Here is a 16,142-nt window from a genome sequence, read left to right as displayed (position 1 = left end):
GTGAAGAACCCACTGGATTTCGCGGCGCTGGACGCGGCCATCGAAAACGTGCACCGCGCCGGGATGCCGGGCCTGTTCGCCGAGGTGCGCGACGGCGACCGGGTCTGGCGCGGCGCCGCGGGGGTCGCCGATGTCGCCACCGGCCGCCCCGTCTGCGCCGACATGCGCCACCGCGTCGGCAGCATCACCAAGACGTTCACTGCCGCGGCGGTCCTGCAGCAGGTCGAGAGCGGCCGGATCGGCCTCGACGTACCGATCGGCCGGTACCTTCCGAAGCTGGTGCCCGGCGAACGCGGTGCCGCGATCACGGTCCGGATGCTGCTCGACCACACCAGCGGCCTCGCCGAGTACCTCCCGTACGCCTACCCCTCCCTCAAGGCGTTCCCCGCCCTCGCGGACACCGGACCCCAGAGCCTGGACGACCACCGGTTCACGCGGTTCGACCCCACCGAACTGATCGGGATGGGCGTCGCCGCACCTGCCGTCGGCACCCCGGGCGGTCGGCCGGGGGTGTACTCCAACACCAACTACCTGCTCCTCGTCGAACTCCTGGAACAGGTGACCGGCACTACGGCCGAGCAGTACATCACCCGGAACGTCATCGAGCGCGCCGGGCTCCGGGACACCCGACTCCCCGCCGGACCGTACGTCGACGGGCCGCACTCGCAGCTCTACGAGGCGTGGTTCGGCATGATCGACCCGCCGCGCGACTACAGCGTCTACGACATGTCGTGGGTGGGGCCGTCGGCCTCACTGATATCGACCGTCGCGGACCTCAACCGCTTCTACGGCCTGCTGCTGGCCGGGGAGATCGTCGGCCCGTCGTCGCTGGCGCAGATGCAACGCACGGTCCCGGTCGTCTCCCAAGAGGGGAGGACGATCGACTACGGCCTCGGCCTGCACCCGATGGAAGGCCCGGGCCGGAGCACCTACTGGGGGCACGGCGGCACGGTCTGGGGCGGGGGAGCGCTGGCCATGACCCGTGCCGACGGCGCGCGGCAGATGGCAGTCGCGGTGAACCTGCAGAGGTGGAACAGCCTCGACTCTTCCGGTACGCCGCAGCCCCACCCCATCGACGACGCGCTTGCGACGCTGTACCGCCTGGCCATGGACGACTGACGCCGTGTCCGGCTCCGGGGGCGGCGTGGGACCATCGTGACGTCCGGGGGGACGCGCGGCTCTGCACGGCAGACCGCTCCCGGGGCGATCGGGGTCGAGGGGGAGCGGTGTCACGGACGGTCTGGTGGTGGGCGGGGGCGGGCTGGTTGGCGCTCGTGTTGGCATGTGGCGCAGCCACTCTCCACCTCGACGCATCGGGGGATCCCGGTTCGGGGCCGACCCACTGGGAGCGGGCTCCCGCCCCGAGCGGCACGCCGTCAAGCTGCCCCGACCCGACCACAGCGGCCGGGGACATCCCGCGCTCCTGCGCCTACTGGGAACGCGGCTGAAGCCCATGGGCCCTGTCCCCCTGAGCAACGAGGGGCCTGTGCGGTGGAACCGGGGCGGCGTACCTGGATGGGAGTCGGTCCGGACGGCCGCCCCATGGGGCATGCGTTGCTACGGTGCCTCACGCCACCGACGCCCGGAAGGGATCACTGGGAACGATCTCCGCCTCGTCGAAGAGCTGTTCCAACGCTTCATGGCCCTCACGCCTGCGGAACTCGATTTCGGCAGCCGTCACAGGCAAGGCCCACAGGATGCGGGCATGCCCCCCAGGCAGTGGACAGTGTTCGAGGTCGGGCCCGTGAAGATAGGGCAGGCTGATCAGCAGGTGGTCGCAGGCCGAGCCCGGCACCCATGGTTCACCGATCGGCATGCTGTGCTCCAGATCCAGCTGATGCCCTCCGCAGTGGTAGTAGGCGATCATGGCCATGAGGTCGATGAACCGCTGGTCCCGGCAGCGGGCCGTCATGACGAACTCAAGCCCGTGGCCTTCCTCCTCCATCGCGGCCCAGCACCCTGCCGTCACATAGGCCCAACTGTCGCTGCGCGGACCAGGGCTCACCACGAGAATCCGGAGGTCGGGCACGGCCTCGCGCCGGCCCGCGCCCAGATCGCGGACAACGACCTCCACGGAATGTCCTTCGAAATACGCCCGGACATGTGACTCAACGGACTCCGCAGCCGGCACCTTCGCATCGCTCACCGCGCGGTCATGCCAGACCTCGATCATCCGGCCCGGCCCGACCGCTTACCGGCACCAGGACAAGCTGCGCGGTCGCGTACGTCAGCAGCCGAAGCACCGCACGTCATCCGCCGAGGGTGCCGGGGCGGCGTGCGGCGGCCGTGCCCGCCCCCGAACGGGCACGGCCGCGGCGCGGGGCCCCGGGGGGACAGGGCCGGTGCCGGCCGGTGGACCGGCGCAGGAGAATCTACGGGCGTACCGCTCCCGGCCGCGCCCATCCACGGGTTGAGACCGGCCTACCACCCTGGGTGGCGACGCTATACAACCTGGGGGGTACTCAAGGGGGTTGACATGCACGTTGGTACACGTCCCGCAGCGGTCCCGATCCGCACCGGGCTTCCGGTCGCCGGCGGGAACGCGTATGCATCCGGACCGCTGCGGATCCCCGTCGGCATGCTTGCCGACCGGTCGGACCGCACTGCGATCCGGCGAGGTCCGCACGCCGGAACCGCCGGTCAGGGGTTGATCGACATGCGTGAGCGGGCGACGATCTATCAGGCGCCGTCCGTGCCGCGAGGGGGAGGGGATGACGGGAATGCCGTCCGTACTCGTCGTCGATGACCAGTTCCTGATCCGGTCCGGACTGACCGCGCTGCTGAACGCCGCACCGGGCTACGAGGTGGCAGGCGAGGCCGGCGACGGCGAGGAGGCGGTCCGGCTCGCCGCCGAGACCCGCCCGGACGTCGTCCTCATGGACATCCGGATGCCCGGCACGGACGGCATCACCGCCACCGAGCGGATCCTGGCCGCGCACGGCGGACGCGACGAACAGGGTGAGTACTCCGGCGGCGGGCCCAAGGTGCTCGTCCTGACCACCTTCGACTCCGACGAGTACGTCCTGCGCGCCCTGCGGGTCGGCGCCAGCGGCTTCCTCGTCAAGGACACCCCGCCCGAGCGCCTGCTCGCCGCCATCGCCACCGTCCACGCCGGCGAGATGCTGTTCAGCCCCCGGGCCCTGCGGGGACTGATCGACTCCTACGCCGCCCCCGTCGCCCGGACCCCGCACCCGGGACTGGCCGCCCTGACCCCGCGCGAGCGCGAAGTGCTCGCGCTGGTCGGGGCCGGACTGTCCAACGCCGACATCGCCGGGCGGCTCGTCCTCAGCGCCGCCACCGTCAAGACCCACGTCCACCGCTGCATGAGCAAACTGGCCCTGTCCAGCCGCGCCCAGGCCGTGGTCCTCGCATACGAGTTCGGCCTGGCGGCCCGGATGCCCTGATCGCGCGATTCGGGGTGCGCCGGGCGGCGGCGCGCGCCAGAGTGGGTGCCATGGGTATCGATGACTACGGCGGCGGCGCCGGCGCGCACGAGAGCGGCGTCCTCGTCGTGACGACCAACGACGTTCCCGGCTACCGGGTCGAGCGGGTGATCGGAGAGGTCTTCGGCCTCACCGTCCGCTCCCGCCACCTGGGCAGCCAGATCGGCGCGGGACTGAAGTCGATGATCGGCGGCGAGCTGAAGGGGCTCACCAAGACCTTGGTGGAGACCCGCAACCAGGCCATGGACCGCCTCATCGAACAGGCGAAGGCGCGCGGCGGCAACGCCGTGCTCATGATGCGCTTCGACGTCACCGACGCCTCCGACGTGGGCACCGAAGTGTGCGCGTACGGGACGGCCGTGGTCCTCGTCCCGGCCTCCACCTGATCCCCGCCGGGGCGTCTCCGCTCCCCGGGCCGGATGCTGCGCGGCCCGGGGATCCGGCCGGTACGGTGGTGCCCCGGCGACGACGGAGGGGTGGCTCGATGAGTCAACGCAAGTCCGCGGCAGAGGTGTTCGACGAGATGGGCGAGCGCTACGAGGAGGTGTTCGGGCGCGTTCCGGGCCAACTGGCTGCACTGGACTGGCTCACCGCCCGACTGCCCGCCGGAGCAAGGGTCCTGGACGTGGGCAGCGGCACCGGCCGGCCCACCGCGGAGACGCTGGCCCGGGCCGGCTGCGCCGTCACCGGCATCGACGTCTCGGCCGCCATGGTCGAACTGGCCCGCGCCAGAGTCCCGCAGGCCCGTTTCGAGCAGGCCGACGTACGCACCTACACGCCGGAGCGGGCCGATTTCGACGCGGTGTGCTCCTTCTTCCCGCTGCTGGTGATGGACCAGCCGGAGGTCGCCGGGGCACTGGACCGGATGGCGTCCTGGGTCGCGCCCGGCGGGTACTTCGTGATGGCCACGGTGCCGGGGGACATCCGGGGACTGGACATCGAGTGGATGGGCCACGAGGTCACCGTCAGCAGCCTTTCCACCGCGGACCACCTGGCCCGCCTCGCCGACCGGGGCCTGGAGGTGCTGCACCACCACACCGCGCACTTCCAGCCCGCCGACGACCGGGCGGTCCCCGAGGAGCACCTCTTCTGCTACGCCCGCCGGAGCGCGTGACCCGCCGCGGCGTGTGACGGGCCCGGGCGTGTGCTCCGCCGGAGCCCGTGACCGGCCGGATCGGCCGACCGGGACAAGGCCGGTTCACGGGGACACGGGACGCGGCTGCCCGGTCGCTGCGCTGCGACCGCACGCCCGACCGCGGCGTGCGGTCCGGCCAGGCCCCGCCGGGCGGCCGTACCGAGTGGCTGGCGGGCCGGCTCCGCACCGCCACCGCCGACGGCACCCTCCCCGTCGGCAGCAGGCTCCCCGGCACCCGCATCCTCGCCGCCGAACTGCGGGTCTCCCGGGGGCTCGTCACCGAGGCCTACCAGCGACTCGCGGAGACCGGCCAAGTCAGCGGCCGGGTCCGCGGCGGCACGGTGGTCGTCGCCGCCCCGCCCCCGGCGGCCGCGCCGACAGCGGCACCCTCACCGGCAGCGGCGCGCGGCGGCCTCGTCGCCGCCCTGCGCGCCGTACCGTGCCGGATCGACCCCTCGCGCGGCGTCCCCGACCTGACCGCCTTCCCGCGCACGGCCTGGCTGCAGGCCGAGCGCCAAGTGCTCGCGGCGCTCACCCCGCAGGGCGCGCCCGCCCTGCGGGAGGCGGTCGTCGGCCGGCCGGCCCGGAACCGGGGGATCCGCGCCGCCCCCGACGAGGTGGTTCGTCGCGGGCGTCGCCCAGGGGACGGGCTGCCGGAAACCGGTCCGAAAGTTTTTCCGGAACGGCGGCAACCTCCCGGGGGGTCGCGCGTCGTGCGGGGGTGAAGGGCGTGGTCCCGCGCCCTCGACCCGACCGTGGAGATCCACCGTGAAGAACCTGAAGCGTGTCCCCCCGGCCTTCCGACGTACGGCCGTCACCGCTGCCGCCGCCGGGGTGGCCGTCGCCCTCGCCGGTCCCGCCTTCGCCGCGAGCGGCGGCTCGGCCGCGCCTTCCCCGTCGGTCAGCGTGCCCTCCAGCGCCTCGCCCTCCGCGGGCGCGGTCAAGCCCTCCCCGTCGGTGAGCACCCCGCCGAGTGCGGGATCGGACACGAGGAGCGCGTCCCCGAGCGCTGCGCCCAGCGCCAGTCCGTCGGCCCCGGGGTCCGAGGTCAGGCCCAGCGCGTCCCCCTCCGGCCCGGCCGCCGCCCCCGGCGCGCCGGAGCTCGCGCATACTGGCTCCTCGGCGACCACCATCGCCATGGGTGCGGGGGCCACCGGGCTGGTCCTCGCCGGCGCCGGAGCCCTGTACGCCGTGCGGCGCCGCGCGAACAGCTGAGGAATCCCGTGCTCCAACTCGCACCACCCGTCGGCCCCCTCACGCCCGGCTTCGGCCGGGCGTGGCGGGGCCTTTGGTCGTTGCTGCGCCGCGAGCGCCCGGCCCCGCCCACCTTCCCGCGGTCGCACCCGGACCCGTACCGATCCCCGTACGGGTCCTCGTACGGGGACTCGTCCACGTACGACCACACCGGCCACGGTGCGGCACGGCCGCCCACCGTCAGCGAGCTCTACCACGCGCACCGGCTGCGGATGGTCCGGCTGGCGGTGCTGCTCGTCGACGACCTGGCCACCGCCGAGGACGTGGTCCAGGACGCCTTCACCGCCCTGTACCGGCGGCACGGGGAGCAGATCACCGAGGTCGACAACGCGCTGGGCTACCTCCGCACCGCGGTGGTCAACACCTCGCGCTCCGTGCTGCGACGCAGGCGCACCGTCCGCGCCTGGACCCCGCCGGCGGCGGCCGACATCCCGTCCGCCGAGGACCACGTGGTCCTGGACGAGGCGCACCGCGAGGTGCTCGCCGCGCTCGGCCGGCTCACGCCGCGCCGCCGCCAGGTCCTGGTGCTGCGGTACTGGGCCGATCTCAGCGAGGCGGAGATCGCGGCCACCCTCGGGATCAGCCGGGGAGCGGTGAAGTCCAACGCGAGCCGCGGCCTGGACGCCCTGGAGAGGATTCTGGAGGGACGGATATGACGCGTGACGGTGAACACCTCGCCGAACTCGCCGAGCGCCCCGTCGAGCGGCGGCTGCGGCAGGCCCTCGACGCACGCGCGGAGAGCATCGACGTCCGCCGGCTGCGGCCCGCGGACCCGCCGGGTCCGCAGACCGGACGGCTGCGGGCGGTAGCGCTGCGGCGGTTCGCGCTGCCGCTGGCGGGCCTGGCAGCGGCAGCCGCCGCCGGTATCGGCTACCTGGTACTGGCTCCGGATCCGTCGACCGGTCCCGTGCCGCCGGCCACCCCGCCGAGGATCACCGCCCCCGGCCCGTCCTCGGAGCATCCGGCGTCGCCCACACCGCAGCCGTCCCCTTCCGGGGAGCGGAGTCCGGGCGCGGACTCCGCGGGGAGCCCGTCGGCGTCCACGCCCGCCGGCCGGTCGGTGAGCCCCTCGGCCCCGGTCTCGCCCCGGCCGTCGGGCGGCGGGATGTCCCCGTCGGCGACTCCGTCGGCGAGCCCGTCCGGCGCGCGCGGAAGCGTCGTGACCTCCTCGCCGCCGCGCTAGCGAGCGCTCGCCACCGCACTGGCGAGCGCTCAGCGCCGCAGGTTCTCCACCGTCGCGACCAGCGGGGCGAGTTCCGGGTTGAGCGAGGCCTCGTCCAGGGCCTCGCGCAGGGCGGTGTCGTTGGTGGGGCGGGCCGCGGCCAGCAGGGCCAGGCCCGCCTCGCTGACGTCCGTGTAGATGCCGCGCCGGTCGGTGTCGCAGATGTAGCGGTTCAGCAGGCCGCGGTCCTCCAGCCTGCTGACCAGCCGGGTCGTCGCACTCTGGCTGAGCACCACAGAGTCGGCGACCTGGTGCATCCGCAGGTGCCCGCCCGGTCCGCTGTGCTGGCGGCTGAGCACGTCGAGCAGCGAGTACTCGCGCACGCTGAGGCCGTGGCCCGACTGCAGCGCCCGTTCGATGTGCGCCTCGATCCGCCCGTGCAGGAGGGAGAGGGCGCACCAGCCCTGGGAGAGGGCGGTGAGCGCGCTGTCCGTGGCCGTCATGGGCTCCTCCATCGAAGCGTCCCGGGCTGGGATGTGTGACCCCCAGGATAGTCCACACGCGCAATAGCCCGCGCTTGCAAATATCCCGCGTCTGCAATTAATGTGGACGCATGCAATCGGCGGCCGCAATCGGCGTCGCTCCGTCGTGATCCTGTCGCCGTCGCACTCGCTCTCGCCGTCGCAGTCGCCCTTGCATCCGGCACCACCCCCTCCCCTGAAGGACACCTTCCGCCATGCCTCTCGCACTCCTCGCCCTCGCCGTCGGGGCCTTCGGGATCGGCACCACCGAATTCGTCATCATGGGCCTGCTCCCCGAGGTCGCCGGCACGTACGGGGTCTCGATCCCCCTCGCCGGCTTCCTGGTCACCGGCTACGCGCTCGGCGTCGTACTCGGGGCGCCGCTCATGACCGTGCTCGGCACCCGCATTCCCCGCAAGCGCATGCTGATGCTGCTCATGGGCCTCTTCATCGTCGGCAACGTGCTCTCCGCCCTCGCCCCCGCCTTCGGCATCATGCTCGCCGGCCGCGTCGTCGCCTCCCTCGCCCACGGCGCCTTCTTCGGCATCGGCGCGGTCGTCGCCGCCGAACTCGTCGCCCCCGAGAAGAAGGCCGGCGCGATCGCCATGATGTTCACCGGACTGACGGTCGCCAACGTGGTCGGCGTCCCGCTCGGCACCCTCGTCGGGCAGACCGTCGGCTGGCGCGTCACTTTCCTGATCGTCGCCTCGCTCGGCGTCGTGGGCCTGCTGGGCATCGCCCGGCTGGTACCCGAGCTGCCCCGCCCCGAGGGCGGCGTACGGATCCGCCGCGAGCTCGCCGCCTTCCGCAACGTCCAGGTGCTGCTCGCGATGGCGATGACCGTCCTCGGCTTCGGCGGCGTCTTCGCCGCGATCACCTACATCACCCCGATGATGACCAACGTCGCCGGCTTCGCCGACTCCTCCGTCACCTGGCTGCTCGTCCTCTTCGGCCTGGGCATGGTCGCCGGCAACCTCATCGGCGGCCGGTACGCCGACCGCGCCCTCATGCCGATGCTGTACGTGGCCCTGGGCGCCCTGGCCGTCACGCTCGCCGTCTTCACCCTCACCGCCCACACCAAGGCCGGCGCGGCCGTGACCGTCGTGCTGATCGGCGCCCTCGGCTTCGCCACCGTGCCGCCGCTCCAGAAGCGCGTCCTGGACCAGGCCGCCGGGGCGCCCACCCTGGCCTCGGCCGTCAACATCGGCGCCTTCAACCTCGGCAACGCACTCGCCGCCTGGCTCGGCGGGCTCGTGATCGCCGCCGGCCTCGGCTGGACCGCCCCCAACTGGGTCGGCGCGGCACTTGCCGCCTCCGCCCTGGTGCTCGCCCTCGTCTCCGGCGCACTGGAGCGCCGTACGGCGGGACGCGCGGCCCACGGCGACCGGGACGCCGACGCCCTCGCCCCGACCGGAACGGCCGGAGCGCCCCGGGCCTCCGCGGCCGTCCCCGCCCACCACTGACCACTCCCTCCTCCCCGTACGCAGCCTCCGCAGGCACCCCGTACCCCGTACGCAACCCCCGCAAGGAGAACCACCGCATGTCCACCCCCACCCACGCCCCCACCCGCCCCCGCACCGCCGTCGCCCCCCTGACCACGCAGGACGCCGAGCTGCTCGTCGCCACCGCCGCGGCCGCCGCCGAGGCGGCCGGGGTCACGGTCAGCGTCACCGTCCTCGACGCCGGGGGCCACCTGCTCGCCTTCCGCCGCGACGACCGGGCCGTGCTGATCTCCGGCGAGACCAGCACCCGCAAGGCCTTCACGGCGCTCCAGCTGAACGCGCCCACCGCCGACCTGGTCGAGGCCGTCCGGCCCGACGGCCCCTTCCACACGCTGCCCACGGCCCTCGACCGTCCGCTGCTGTTCATCGCGGGCGGGCTGCCCGTCCACCGCGACGGCCGTCTCATCGGCGCCATCGGCGTCGGCGGCGGCGCCCCCGAGCAGGACCACGGCTTCGCCGCGTCCGCCCGGGACGCCCTGCTCTGAACCCGCCGGGTCGCGCGCCCGTGTCCCCCGTGCCACGTTGGTACGGGGGACACGGGCACATGATGACGACACCCAGGCGGCACAAGAGGGTCCACACCATCGCGACGGCCACGGTCGCCGCGCTGGTCACCCTTGCCCTCCCGGGCTGTACGGCCGCCTCGGACGAGGCGCGCGCCCCCGGCGCCCCGGACTCCTCCAGCGCCCCCTCCGCGACGACGGCACGCCCGGCCGAGGCCGCCCCCACCCCCACGCCGACCCCGTCCTACCCGCTGTCCACCGCCCCGCGCACCATCCCGGCCGTACGGGAGCACGAGCCCGCCCGCGGCCCCGGCTGGAAGCCCACTCCCGACGCCCGGGTGGTCGTCGCGCCGGACGACAAGGCCGCGCTGTCCGACGAGGCGAAACTGCTGGCCGGGGAACTGAACATCGGATACGGGGAGTCGGCGGCGCCGCGCGCCGGGGACGTCGAGCTCTCGATGGACGCCGCAGCCGCGGGCGGACCCGAGTCGTACACCCTCGACGTCAAGGACGGCCGCGTCCGCATCAACGGCCCCGACCAGGCCGGAGTGTTCTACGGCACCCGCACCCTCAAACAGGCGGTCAAGAGCGGCGGTTCGGCCCCCGAGGGAACGGTGCGCGACGCCCCCGCCAAACCGCAGCGCGGCCTCAACCTGGACATAGCCCGCAAGTTCTACACCCCGGACTGGATAGAGGACCGGCTGCGCGAGATGGCCGACCTCAAGCTGAACCAGCTGGGCCTGCACTTCTCCGACGACCAGGCCTTCCGCATCCAGTCCGACTCCCATCCCGAGATCGTCTCGACCCCGCACCTCACGAAGGCCCAGGTCCGCGAGATCAACGCGCTCGCCGCCCGGCTGCACATCACGGTCGTTCCCGAGATCGACTCGCCCGGCCACCTCGGCGCGGTCCTGCGGGCCCACCCCGACCTCCAGCTCCGCGACACGCAGGGGCGGGCGGTCAAGGGCGCCGTGGACATATCGAACCCGGCGTCCGCCAAGCTCGTGGACGAGCTGCTGCGCGAGTACATTCCGCTCTTCCCCGGCGGTGCCTGGCACCTGGGCGCCGACGAGTACCAGGCGCTGGTCTACCGCGACCCGCAGGCCTCCTTCCCCCAGCTCGCACGGGCCGCCCAGCAGCGGTACGGGCCCTCGGCGCGGGTCCAGGACCTGGCGACGGGCTGGCTGAACGACCGCGCGGACGTGGTCCGGCCGTCGGGGAAGGCGCTCAAGGCGTGGAACGACGGGTTCTTCGCGGGCGGGGTGACGAGCGCCGCCAAGGACATCCAGGTCGAGTACTGGACCGGCAAGGAGACCGGCGCCCGACCGCCGCTGGAGTACCTGCGCGAGGGCCGCAAGGTCGTCAACCTCAACGACGAGTTCCTCTACTACGTGCTGGGACAGCCCAACCAGTTCACGTACCCCACCGGGCAGCGGATCTACGAACAGTGGACCCCGCTCGTGCTGCGCGGCACCACCCCCGTCCCGGCCTCGTACGGGCCGCAGATCCTGGGCGGGCGCCTCGCCATCTGGAGCGACCTGGCCGGCGCCCAGACCCAGGCCCAGGTGGCCGCGGGCATCCAGGCCCCGCTGGCCGCGCTCTCGCAGAAGGTGTGGGACTCCCGCGCGCCCCAGCTGCCCTGGTCCGACTTCAAGGCCCTCGCCGACCGCCTCTGATGCCGACCGCCTCTGATACCGACCGCCTCTGACCCGCCCGGCCCCCGACCCCGTCCCGCCTCCGACCCCGTCCGGGCGATTCTGCCGGGAACGGGGTCGGAGGCGGTCGGTATCAGAGGCGCTCGGCGCGGCCGGGGCGCTGCCCGCGACGCCGCAGCCACTGGACGGCCGGCGGCAGCGCCAGGATCACCGTCACCGTCCAGACGGCGGCGAAGGCCCAGATCAGGAGCCGTGAGACGGTGACCGACGCCGCCACGAACAGCGTCGCCGCCACCGCACCGAGCAGCCAGGCCGCCACGATGCGGTGACGCCGGTGCGATGTGGACCGCAGGATGCGGTCGAGCGAGCGATCACCCTTGAGTTCGGCCTCGATCGCGGAGAGGGCGCGCTGCTCGCGATCCGAGAGTCCGGCTCCGTCCATCACGACGTACCTCCGCCGGCTGCTGCCGTCGGGCGCGGGTCGCAGCCTCTGGCCTGGGAATACCCGGCCTGACGCACTCCAACCCCGATGGGACGCGGTGATCGCGGGCCACGGTCACCAGATGGAGTTGACCCACTCCGGGTGGTCGATGAACGGGTTGCGGTTGTGCTGGTACACGTCGAATATCACCTGGTTGCGGCGCTGCTCGAAGGCGTCCGGCGGGTCCATCTGGTTCCACTGCTTCAGCAGGCTGATCCGGCCGAAGAGGGGCGCGGAGCCGTTGTTGACCTTGTCGTTCATCTCCAGGTTCGCGAAGCCGTCACCCCCGTCGTAGCGGACGGCCATGTAGAGCAGCATCCGCGCCACGTCGCCCTTGACCGCGTCGCGCGGCTCGAAGGAGTCGGCGTCGGTCAGGCTGCCCGGCGCCTCGCCGACCGGGCTGCCGCCCTTGTCGAAGTCCTTGTTGCCCCGGGTGCTGTTGACGGTGACGTCCTCGGGGCGCAGGTGGTGCAGGTCGGTGCCCGGGCCGGTGGCGGTGCCGAAGTCGCCGTGGCTCTTGGCCCAGACGTGCTCGCGGTTCCAGTCGTTGGCCCCGCCGCCGTTCGTCGACTTGGACTGGGAGCGGCCGGAGTAGATCAGGATGACGTTGTTGGGGTTCGCCGGGTCCTGGTCGGTCACCTTCAGGGCGTTCCACACGCCGTCGTAGGTCACCTTCGACTGGGTCTTGATGATGTTGTGCAGGGCCGTCTTCAGTGCGGCCCCGGTCTTGCCCTGGGCGCTCGCGTAGTAGTCCGCGTACGGGTCCACCGATGCGGCGGCCGTCGGGTTCTCGGGAGCGGTCGTGCGCTGCTGGCCGGCGGTCGCGGCCGCCGGTACGGCGAACAGGGCGGCGGCAGCGAGGGCGGCCGCCCAGGGGGTCAGGCGCGAGATTCTCATCGGGTGGGGGGTACCTCTCCATACGCACCGTCCCCGCCCGGGGAATTGGCGGAGTGTCAGTGGCAGAGCGAGGGTCACATTGTCATGTGCCGAACAGGTGAAAACCACGTGTCGGTAGTGGGGGATCTTCGTGTGTGCCGGCTGTCCGCCGCGGGCAGGGTAGCGGTGGCCCCGGGCGGGGCCGGACCGACCGTGACCAGCCCCATCGGGAGCAGCCCATGGCAGTGAAGATCCTCATCGTGACCGGCGACGCGGCCGAGTCCCTGGAGGTCCTGTATCCGTACCAGCGCCTGCGCGAGGAGGGGTACGAGGTCCACATCGCGGCGCCGCAGGTGAAGAAACTGCGGTTCGTGGTGCACGACTTCGAGGACGGGTTCGACACCTACACCGAGAAGCCCGGCTACACCTGGCCCGCCGATCTGGCCTTCGTGGACGTGGTCACCGAGGACTACGAGGCCCTGGTCGTCCCGGGCGGCCGGGCACCGGAGTACCTGCGCAATGACCCCGAGGTGCGCCGGATCCTGGCCGCCTTCGCGGAGGCCGACAAGCCGATCGCCCAGATCTGCCACGGGCCGCTGATCACCGCCGCGGCCGGCGGGCTGACCGGCCGCCGGGTGACCGCGTATCCCGCGCTCGAACTGGACATGAAGGCGGCCGGCGCCGAGTTCGAGGACTCCGAGACCGTGGTCGACGGCACGCTGGTCTCGGCCAGGGCCTGGCCCGACCACTCGAGCTGGATGCGGGAGTTCCTGACCGTGCTGCGGAGCAAGGCCCCGGTGGTCTGAGCGGCATCGCACCGACGGCCGTGACCCCCTGTGCCAGGGGGTCACGGCCGTCGGGTCGTGCGAGGCGGAGGACGATTTCAAGCCGGTCGGGGAGACCGGATCGCCCCGACCTCGGTGATCGTCAGCCGACGGGGGTGATCGGCGGCGCCGGCTCGTACTTGTAGTTCGAACCGAAGTTCTTCTTCACGGCCGTCTCCCAGGAGCCGTCCGCGACCATCTTCTTCAGCGCGTCGTTGATCTTGCGCTGGAGCTCCTTGTTGCCCTTCTTGACGCCGATGCCGTAGTTCTCGTTGCTCAGGTTCTGGCCGAGCAGCTTGAACTTGTTCTCGTTGCCCTTGCGTGCGGCGTAGCCGGCCAGGATGGCGTTGTCCGTGGTCATGGCGTCGACCCGGCTGTCCTGGAGTGCGACGACGCAGTCCGAGTAGCCGCCGAGCTCCAGCAGGCCGGCCTTGGGGGCGAGGTTCTTGCGGAGGTTCTCGGCCGAGGTGGAGCCGGTGACGGAGCACAGGCTCTTCGAGTTGAGGTCCTCGGGCTTGTTGATCGAGGCGTCATCGGCACGCGTCAGCAGGTCCTGGTGCGCGACGAAGTACGGGCCGGCGAAATCGACCTTCTCCTTGCGCTTCTCGTTTATCGAGTAGCTCGCGACGACGAACTTGACCTCGTTGTACTGGATCAGCAGTTCGCGGTCGTTGCTGTAGACCTGCTTGAATTCGATCTTGTTGGCCTTGTAGCCGAGCTCCTTGGCCACATAGGTGGCGACGTCCACGTCGAAGCCGGTGAACGTGCCGTCGACCTCCCGCATTCCGATGCCGGGCTGGTCGAACTTGATGCCGATGGCGAGGGTTCCGTCCCCCTGGTCCCCGTCGTCACCGATGCACCCGGAGGCGGTCAGTGCGATCGCGATCACTGCGGCGACCGCACCGGCCTGGGGAACCTTCATGCTGCACTCTTTCCTGAGGAACGCGGGGCGCGTCACCGGGATCGCCGGGGGCGTGTGGAACCGCGCGAAAACGGGGAACGTCGGAACGCGTGTACGAGGAAGCTAGGAAGCGGACGGGCGCAGCGTCACTACATTTGAGGAAAACTTGAGGATAACAATCCGGTTCTGTGGCGCATTCTGCGGCTGACCTGGGGCGGAGCGGGAAAAAGGGGGGGCAGGTCGCCTTTTGTTCGCCCCTTGCGCCTGCCCGAATTCGGTACTCGTATATTTGCACCCGGTTTGGGTGATATCCCCTGTGGCGGCCCATTGGGTCGAATCGGCTGGTTTCGCCGAATCGGCCAGTCCTGCCGAACTGGCCGGGAACGAACGGTCGTCCGGAGCGGGCCGGGGGCTCGTGGGATCATGGACGGGCAATGCCCGTGAACGAAGGGGGAGTTCGGTGACCGGTGTACGCAAGGGCCTGGCCAAGGTGGAGTTCGCGCTGCGGTGGGACCCCAGCCCGGCCGGCGCGCCCGCGAACGACCTCGACATAGTCGCCGGGGTCTACGGCGCCGCGGACCCGCACGGGACCCCCGTCCAGCTCGTGCACTTCGGAAGCCGGTCGCCCGACGGGACCATCGCGCTGAACCGGGACAGCCACACCGGTCAGGGCTTCGGCTTCGACGAGGTGATGACCATCGAGCTGAACCGGATGGCGCCGGAGGCGGGCCGGGTGGTGGTCGGCGTGGTCATCCAGAACTCCGACGCGGGCCCCGAGGGCCGTACGAAGACCTTCGCCGACATCGCCGGTACCGGATTCCGGATCCGCGAGGGCCACACGGACCTCGCGGAGGGGGACTTCGCGGCCGTGGCCGCCGCGACCGCCGCCACCGTCGCCGAGTTCACCCGTGACGCGTCCGGCGCCTGGAGCTTCGACCTGTGGGTGCGGGGCTCCGACGCGGACCCGGAGGAATTCGCCCGGACCATGGGCGCCCTCCGCTGAGGTCGCCCTCAGCCGGGGCGTCACTTCGCTGAGGCCGCACTCCGCTGAGGCCGCACTCCGCTGAGGCCGCGCTCCGCTGAGGCGGCGCTCCGCCGGGCCGCATGGATCGGGAGGCCGCACAGATCGGGCGGCGACCACTCCTGGGGTGAGTGGTCGCCGCCCGATCCGGGTGGCGCGCTGCCGCCGTCCCCACGAGGCAGCGCGGGCGGGTCGCCGTCAGGTCATCAGGACGGCGGCCCGCCGGTTCAGGGGGCCCGCTCGGCCGGAGGCCGGGCGGGGTGGGATGGCGCGAGGCCCAGGGACGGGAGCATGACGGCGTCGACGAACCGGACCAGGTAGTCGGCGTCCGCGTACCGCCCTTCCAGCACCGGCCGGATCCGGAGCACGCCCATCAGCTGGGCGGGCAGGAACTCCACCGCCGGGTGGTCCGCGGCGATCTCGCCGCGCGCCACGGCCCGTCCGACCATCTCGGCGAAGGCGGCCAGTTCCGGTTCGACCAGCGCCTCGCGCAGGGCGGCCTGGAGTTCCTCGTCGCTGAGCACGGCATGCCCGAGGGCCTGCGTCAGCCGGGTGTCCCTGCCGGAGGTGCCGGCCGCGATCCGCGCGGCCTCGCGCAGATCGCCCGCCAGCGAGCCCGTGTCCACGGCGACGAGGGTGCCCCGCCGGCCCGCGCGCAGGGCGGCGGCGACGAGCTGGGGCTTGGTCTTCCACTGCCGGTAGAGCGTGGATTTGCCGCAGCTGGCCCGGGCGGCGACGCCCTCCATGGTCAGGGCCTCGTAGCCGTGCTCGCGCAGCTGCTCCAGTACGGCGTCGTAGAACTCCTGCTCACGCTCCGGGGTGATCTTGGAGCGGCGCGCGGGGGTCGGTGGCGACGTCATGGAT

General features: G+C 72.4%; 18 protein-coding genes and 1 pseudogene. 13 read left to right on the top strand and 6 right to left on the bottom strand.

Going from position 1 to position 16,142, the window contains the following annotated elements:
* Positions 1-1,119 (top strand): serine hydrolase domain-containing protein, encoded by a 1,119-nt coding sequence (locus tag B6R96_RS02815; RefSeq protein ID WP_081521430.1) that lies wholly within the window; start codon positions 1-3, stop codon positions 1,117-1,119.
* 448 nt (positions 1,120-1,567) lie between these two features.
* Here the strand turns inward: B6R96_RS02815 and B6R96_RS02810 are convergent, their stop codons facing one another.
* Entirely contained in the window at positions 1,568-2,173 is a 606-nt protein-coding gene (locus B6R96_RS02810) for a suppressor of fused domain protein (protein ID WP_237291291.1), read from the bottom strand.
* A 547-nt stretch (positions 2,174-2,720) separates the two neighbouring features.
* Between B6R96_RS02810 and B6R96_RS02805 the strand changes: the two genes are divergently transcribed.
* From B6R96_RS02805 to B6R96_RS02775, 7 genes and pseudogenes are all read left to right on the top strand, one after another.
* Positions 2,721-3,404 (top strand): response regulator, encoded by a 684-nt coding sequence (locus B6R96_RS02805; protein WP_081521429.1) that lies wholly within the window; start codon positions 2,721-2,723, stop codon positions 3,402-3,404.
* A gap of 50 nt (positions 3,405-3,454) precedes the next feature.
* Entirely contained in the window at positions 3,455-3,829 is a 375-nt protein-coding gene (locus tag B6R96_RS02800; RefSeq protein WP_030389243.1) for a YbjQ family protein, read from the top strand.
* Between the two features lie 98 nt (positions 3,830-3,927).
* Complete coding sequence (locus B6R96_RS02795) at positions 3,928-4,557, top strand: class I SAM-dependent methyltransferase (protein WP_030389242.1); 630 nt, start codon at positions 3,928-3,930, stop codon at positions 4,555-4,557.
* A gap of 146 nt (positions 4,558-4,703) precedes the next feature.
* Positions 4,704-5,244 (top strand): annotated as a pseudogene (locus B6R96_RS37615) (GntR family transcriptional regulator); the annotation flags it as partial.
* A 102-nt stretch (positions 5,245-5,346) separates the two neighbouring features.
* Positions 5,347-5,793 carry an LPXTG cell wall anchor domain-containing protein gene (locus B6R96_RS37610; RefSeq protein ID WP_051779698.1) on the top strand — a complete coding sequence of 149 codons (447 nt, stop codon included), beginning with the start codon at positions 5,347-5,349 and terminating at the stop codon, positions 5,791-5,793.
* A gap of 8 nt (positions 5,794-5,801) precedes the next feature.
* Positions 5,802-6,488 (top strand): RNA polymerase sigma factor, encoded by a 687-nt coding sequence (locus tag B6R96_RS02780; protein ID WP_237291290.1) that lies wholly within the window; start codon positions 5,802-5,804, stop codon positions 6,486-6,488.
* Positions 6,485-7,015 (top strand): hypothetical protein, encoded by a 531-nt coding sequence (locus B6R96_RS02775; RefSeq protein ID WP_081521428.1) that lies wholly within the window; start codon positions 6,485-6,487, stop codon positions 7,013-7,015. The genes B6R96_RS02780 and B6R96_RS02775 overlap by 4 nt, the downstream gene beginning before the upstream one ends.
* A gap of 29 nt (positions 7,016-7,044) precedes the next feature.
* Here B6R96_RS02775 and B6R96_RS02770 read toward each other — a convergent pair whose 3' ends face one another.
* Entirely contained in the window at positions 7,045-7,497 is a 453-nt protein-coding gene (locus tag B6R96_RS02770; RefSeq protein ID WP_081521427.1) for a MarR family winged helix-turn-helix transcriptional regulator, read from the bottom strand.
* A 233-nt stretch (positions 7,498-7,730) separates the two neighbouring features.
* Here B6R96_RS02770 and B6R96_RS02765 point away from each other — a divergent pair, with 233 nt between their 5' ends.
* The 3 genes from B6R96_RS02765 to B6R96_RS02755 all read left to right on the top strand — a co-directional run bounded on the left by B6R96_RS02765 (position 7,731) and on the right by B6R96_RS02755 (position 11,196).
* Complete coding sequence (locus B6R96_RS02765; protein WP_081521426.1) at positions 7,731-8,978, top strand: MFS transporter; 1,248 nt, start codon at positions 7,731-7,733, stop codon at positions 8,976-8,978.
* A 77-nt stretch (positions 8,979-9,055) separates the two neighbouring features.
* Positions 9,056-9,502, top strand: coding sequence for a GlcG/HbpS family heme-binding protein (locus B6R96_RS02760; RefSeq protein WP_081521425.1), 447 nt, complete (start codon positions 9,056-9,058; stop codon positions 9,500-9,502).
* Between the two features lie 62 nt (positions 9,503-9,564).
* Positions 9,565-11,196 (top strand): beta-N-acetylhexosaminidase, encoded by a 1,632-nt coding sequence (locus B6R96_RS02755; RefSeq protein WP_081524940.1) that lies wholly within the window; start codon positions 9,565-9,567, stop codon positions 11,194-11,196.
* Positions 11,197-11,308: 112 nt separating this feature from the next.
* On the opposite strand, the gene B6R96_RS02750 is transcribed toward B6R96_RS02755, so the two are convergent.
* Together B6R96_RS02750 and B6R96_RS02745 are read right to left on the bottom strand one after the other, a co-directional pair.
* Entirely contained in the window at positions 11,309-11,617 is a 309-nt protein-coding gene (locus B6R96_RS02750) for a DUF3040 domain-containing protein (RefSeq protein ID WP_051779906.1), read from the bottom strand.
* 114 nt (positions 11,618-11,731) lie between these two features.
* Positions 11,732-12,553 (bottom strand): endonuclease I family protein, encoded by an 822-nt coding sequence (locus B6R96_RS02745; RefSeq protein ID WP_081521424.1) that lies wholly within the window; start codon positions 12,551-12,553, stop codon positions 11,732-11,734.
* A 218-nt stretch (positions 12,554-12,771) separates the two neighbouring features.
* Here B6R96_RS02745 and B6R96_RS02740 point away from each other — a divergent pair, with 218 nt between their 5' ends.
* A complete protein-coding gene (locus B6R96_RS02740) occupies positions 12,772-13,338 on the top strand; it encodes a DJ-1/PfpI family protein (RefSeq protein ID WP_081521423.1) in 567 nt (188 codons plus the stop codon).
* Positions 13,339-13,459: 121 nt separating this feature from the next.
* On the opposite strand, the gene B6R96_RS02735 is transcribed toward B6R96_RS02740, so the two are convergent.
* Complete coding sequence (locus B6R96_RS02735; RefSeq protein ID WP_081521422.1) at positions 13,460-14,278, bottom strand: glutamate ABC transporter substrate-binding protein; 819 nt, start codon at positions 14,276-14,278, stop codon at positions 13,460-13,462.
* 439 nt (positions 14,279-14,717) lie between these two features.
* On the opposite strand from B6R96_RS02735, the gene B6R96_RS02730 reads away from it, so the two are divergent.
* Positions 14,718-15,260 (top strand): TerD family protein, encoded by a 543-nt coding sequence (locus B6R96_RS02730; protein WP_030390540.1) that lies wholly within the window; start codon positions 14,718-14,720, stop codon positions 15,258-15,260.
* Between the two features lie 245 nt (positions 15,261-15,505).
* Here B6R96_RS02730 and B6R96_RS02725 read toward each other — a convergent pair whose 3' ends face one another.
* The gene (locus B6R96_RS02725) at positions 15,506-16,138 is read right to left on the bottom strand and encodes a TetR/AcrR family transcriptional regulator (RefSeq protein WP_051779905.1); all 633 of its coding nucleotides are present in this window, start codon (positions 16,136-16,138) and stop codon (positions 15,506-15,508) included.
* Positions 16,139-16,142 lie beyond the last annotated feature (4 nt).

The sequence above is a fragment of the Streptomyces sp. Sge12 genome, assembly GCF_002080455.1.
Classification (GTDB): Bacteria; Actinomycetota; Actinomycetes; order Streptomycetales; family Streptomycetaceae; genus Streptomyces.
The sequence above is the reverse complement of the archived record's forward strand: the minus strand, read 5'-3'. Positions and strand labels throughout refer to the sequence as shown.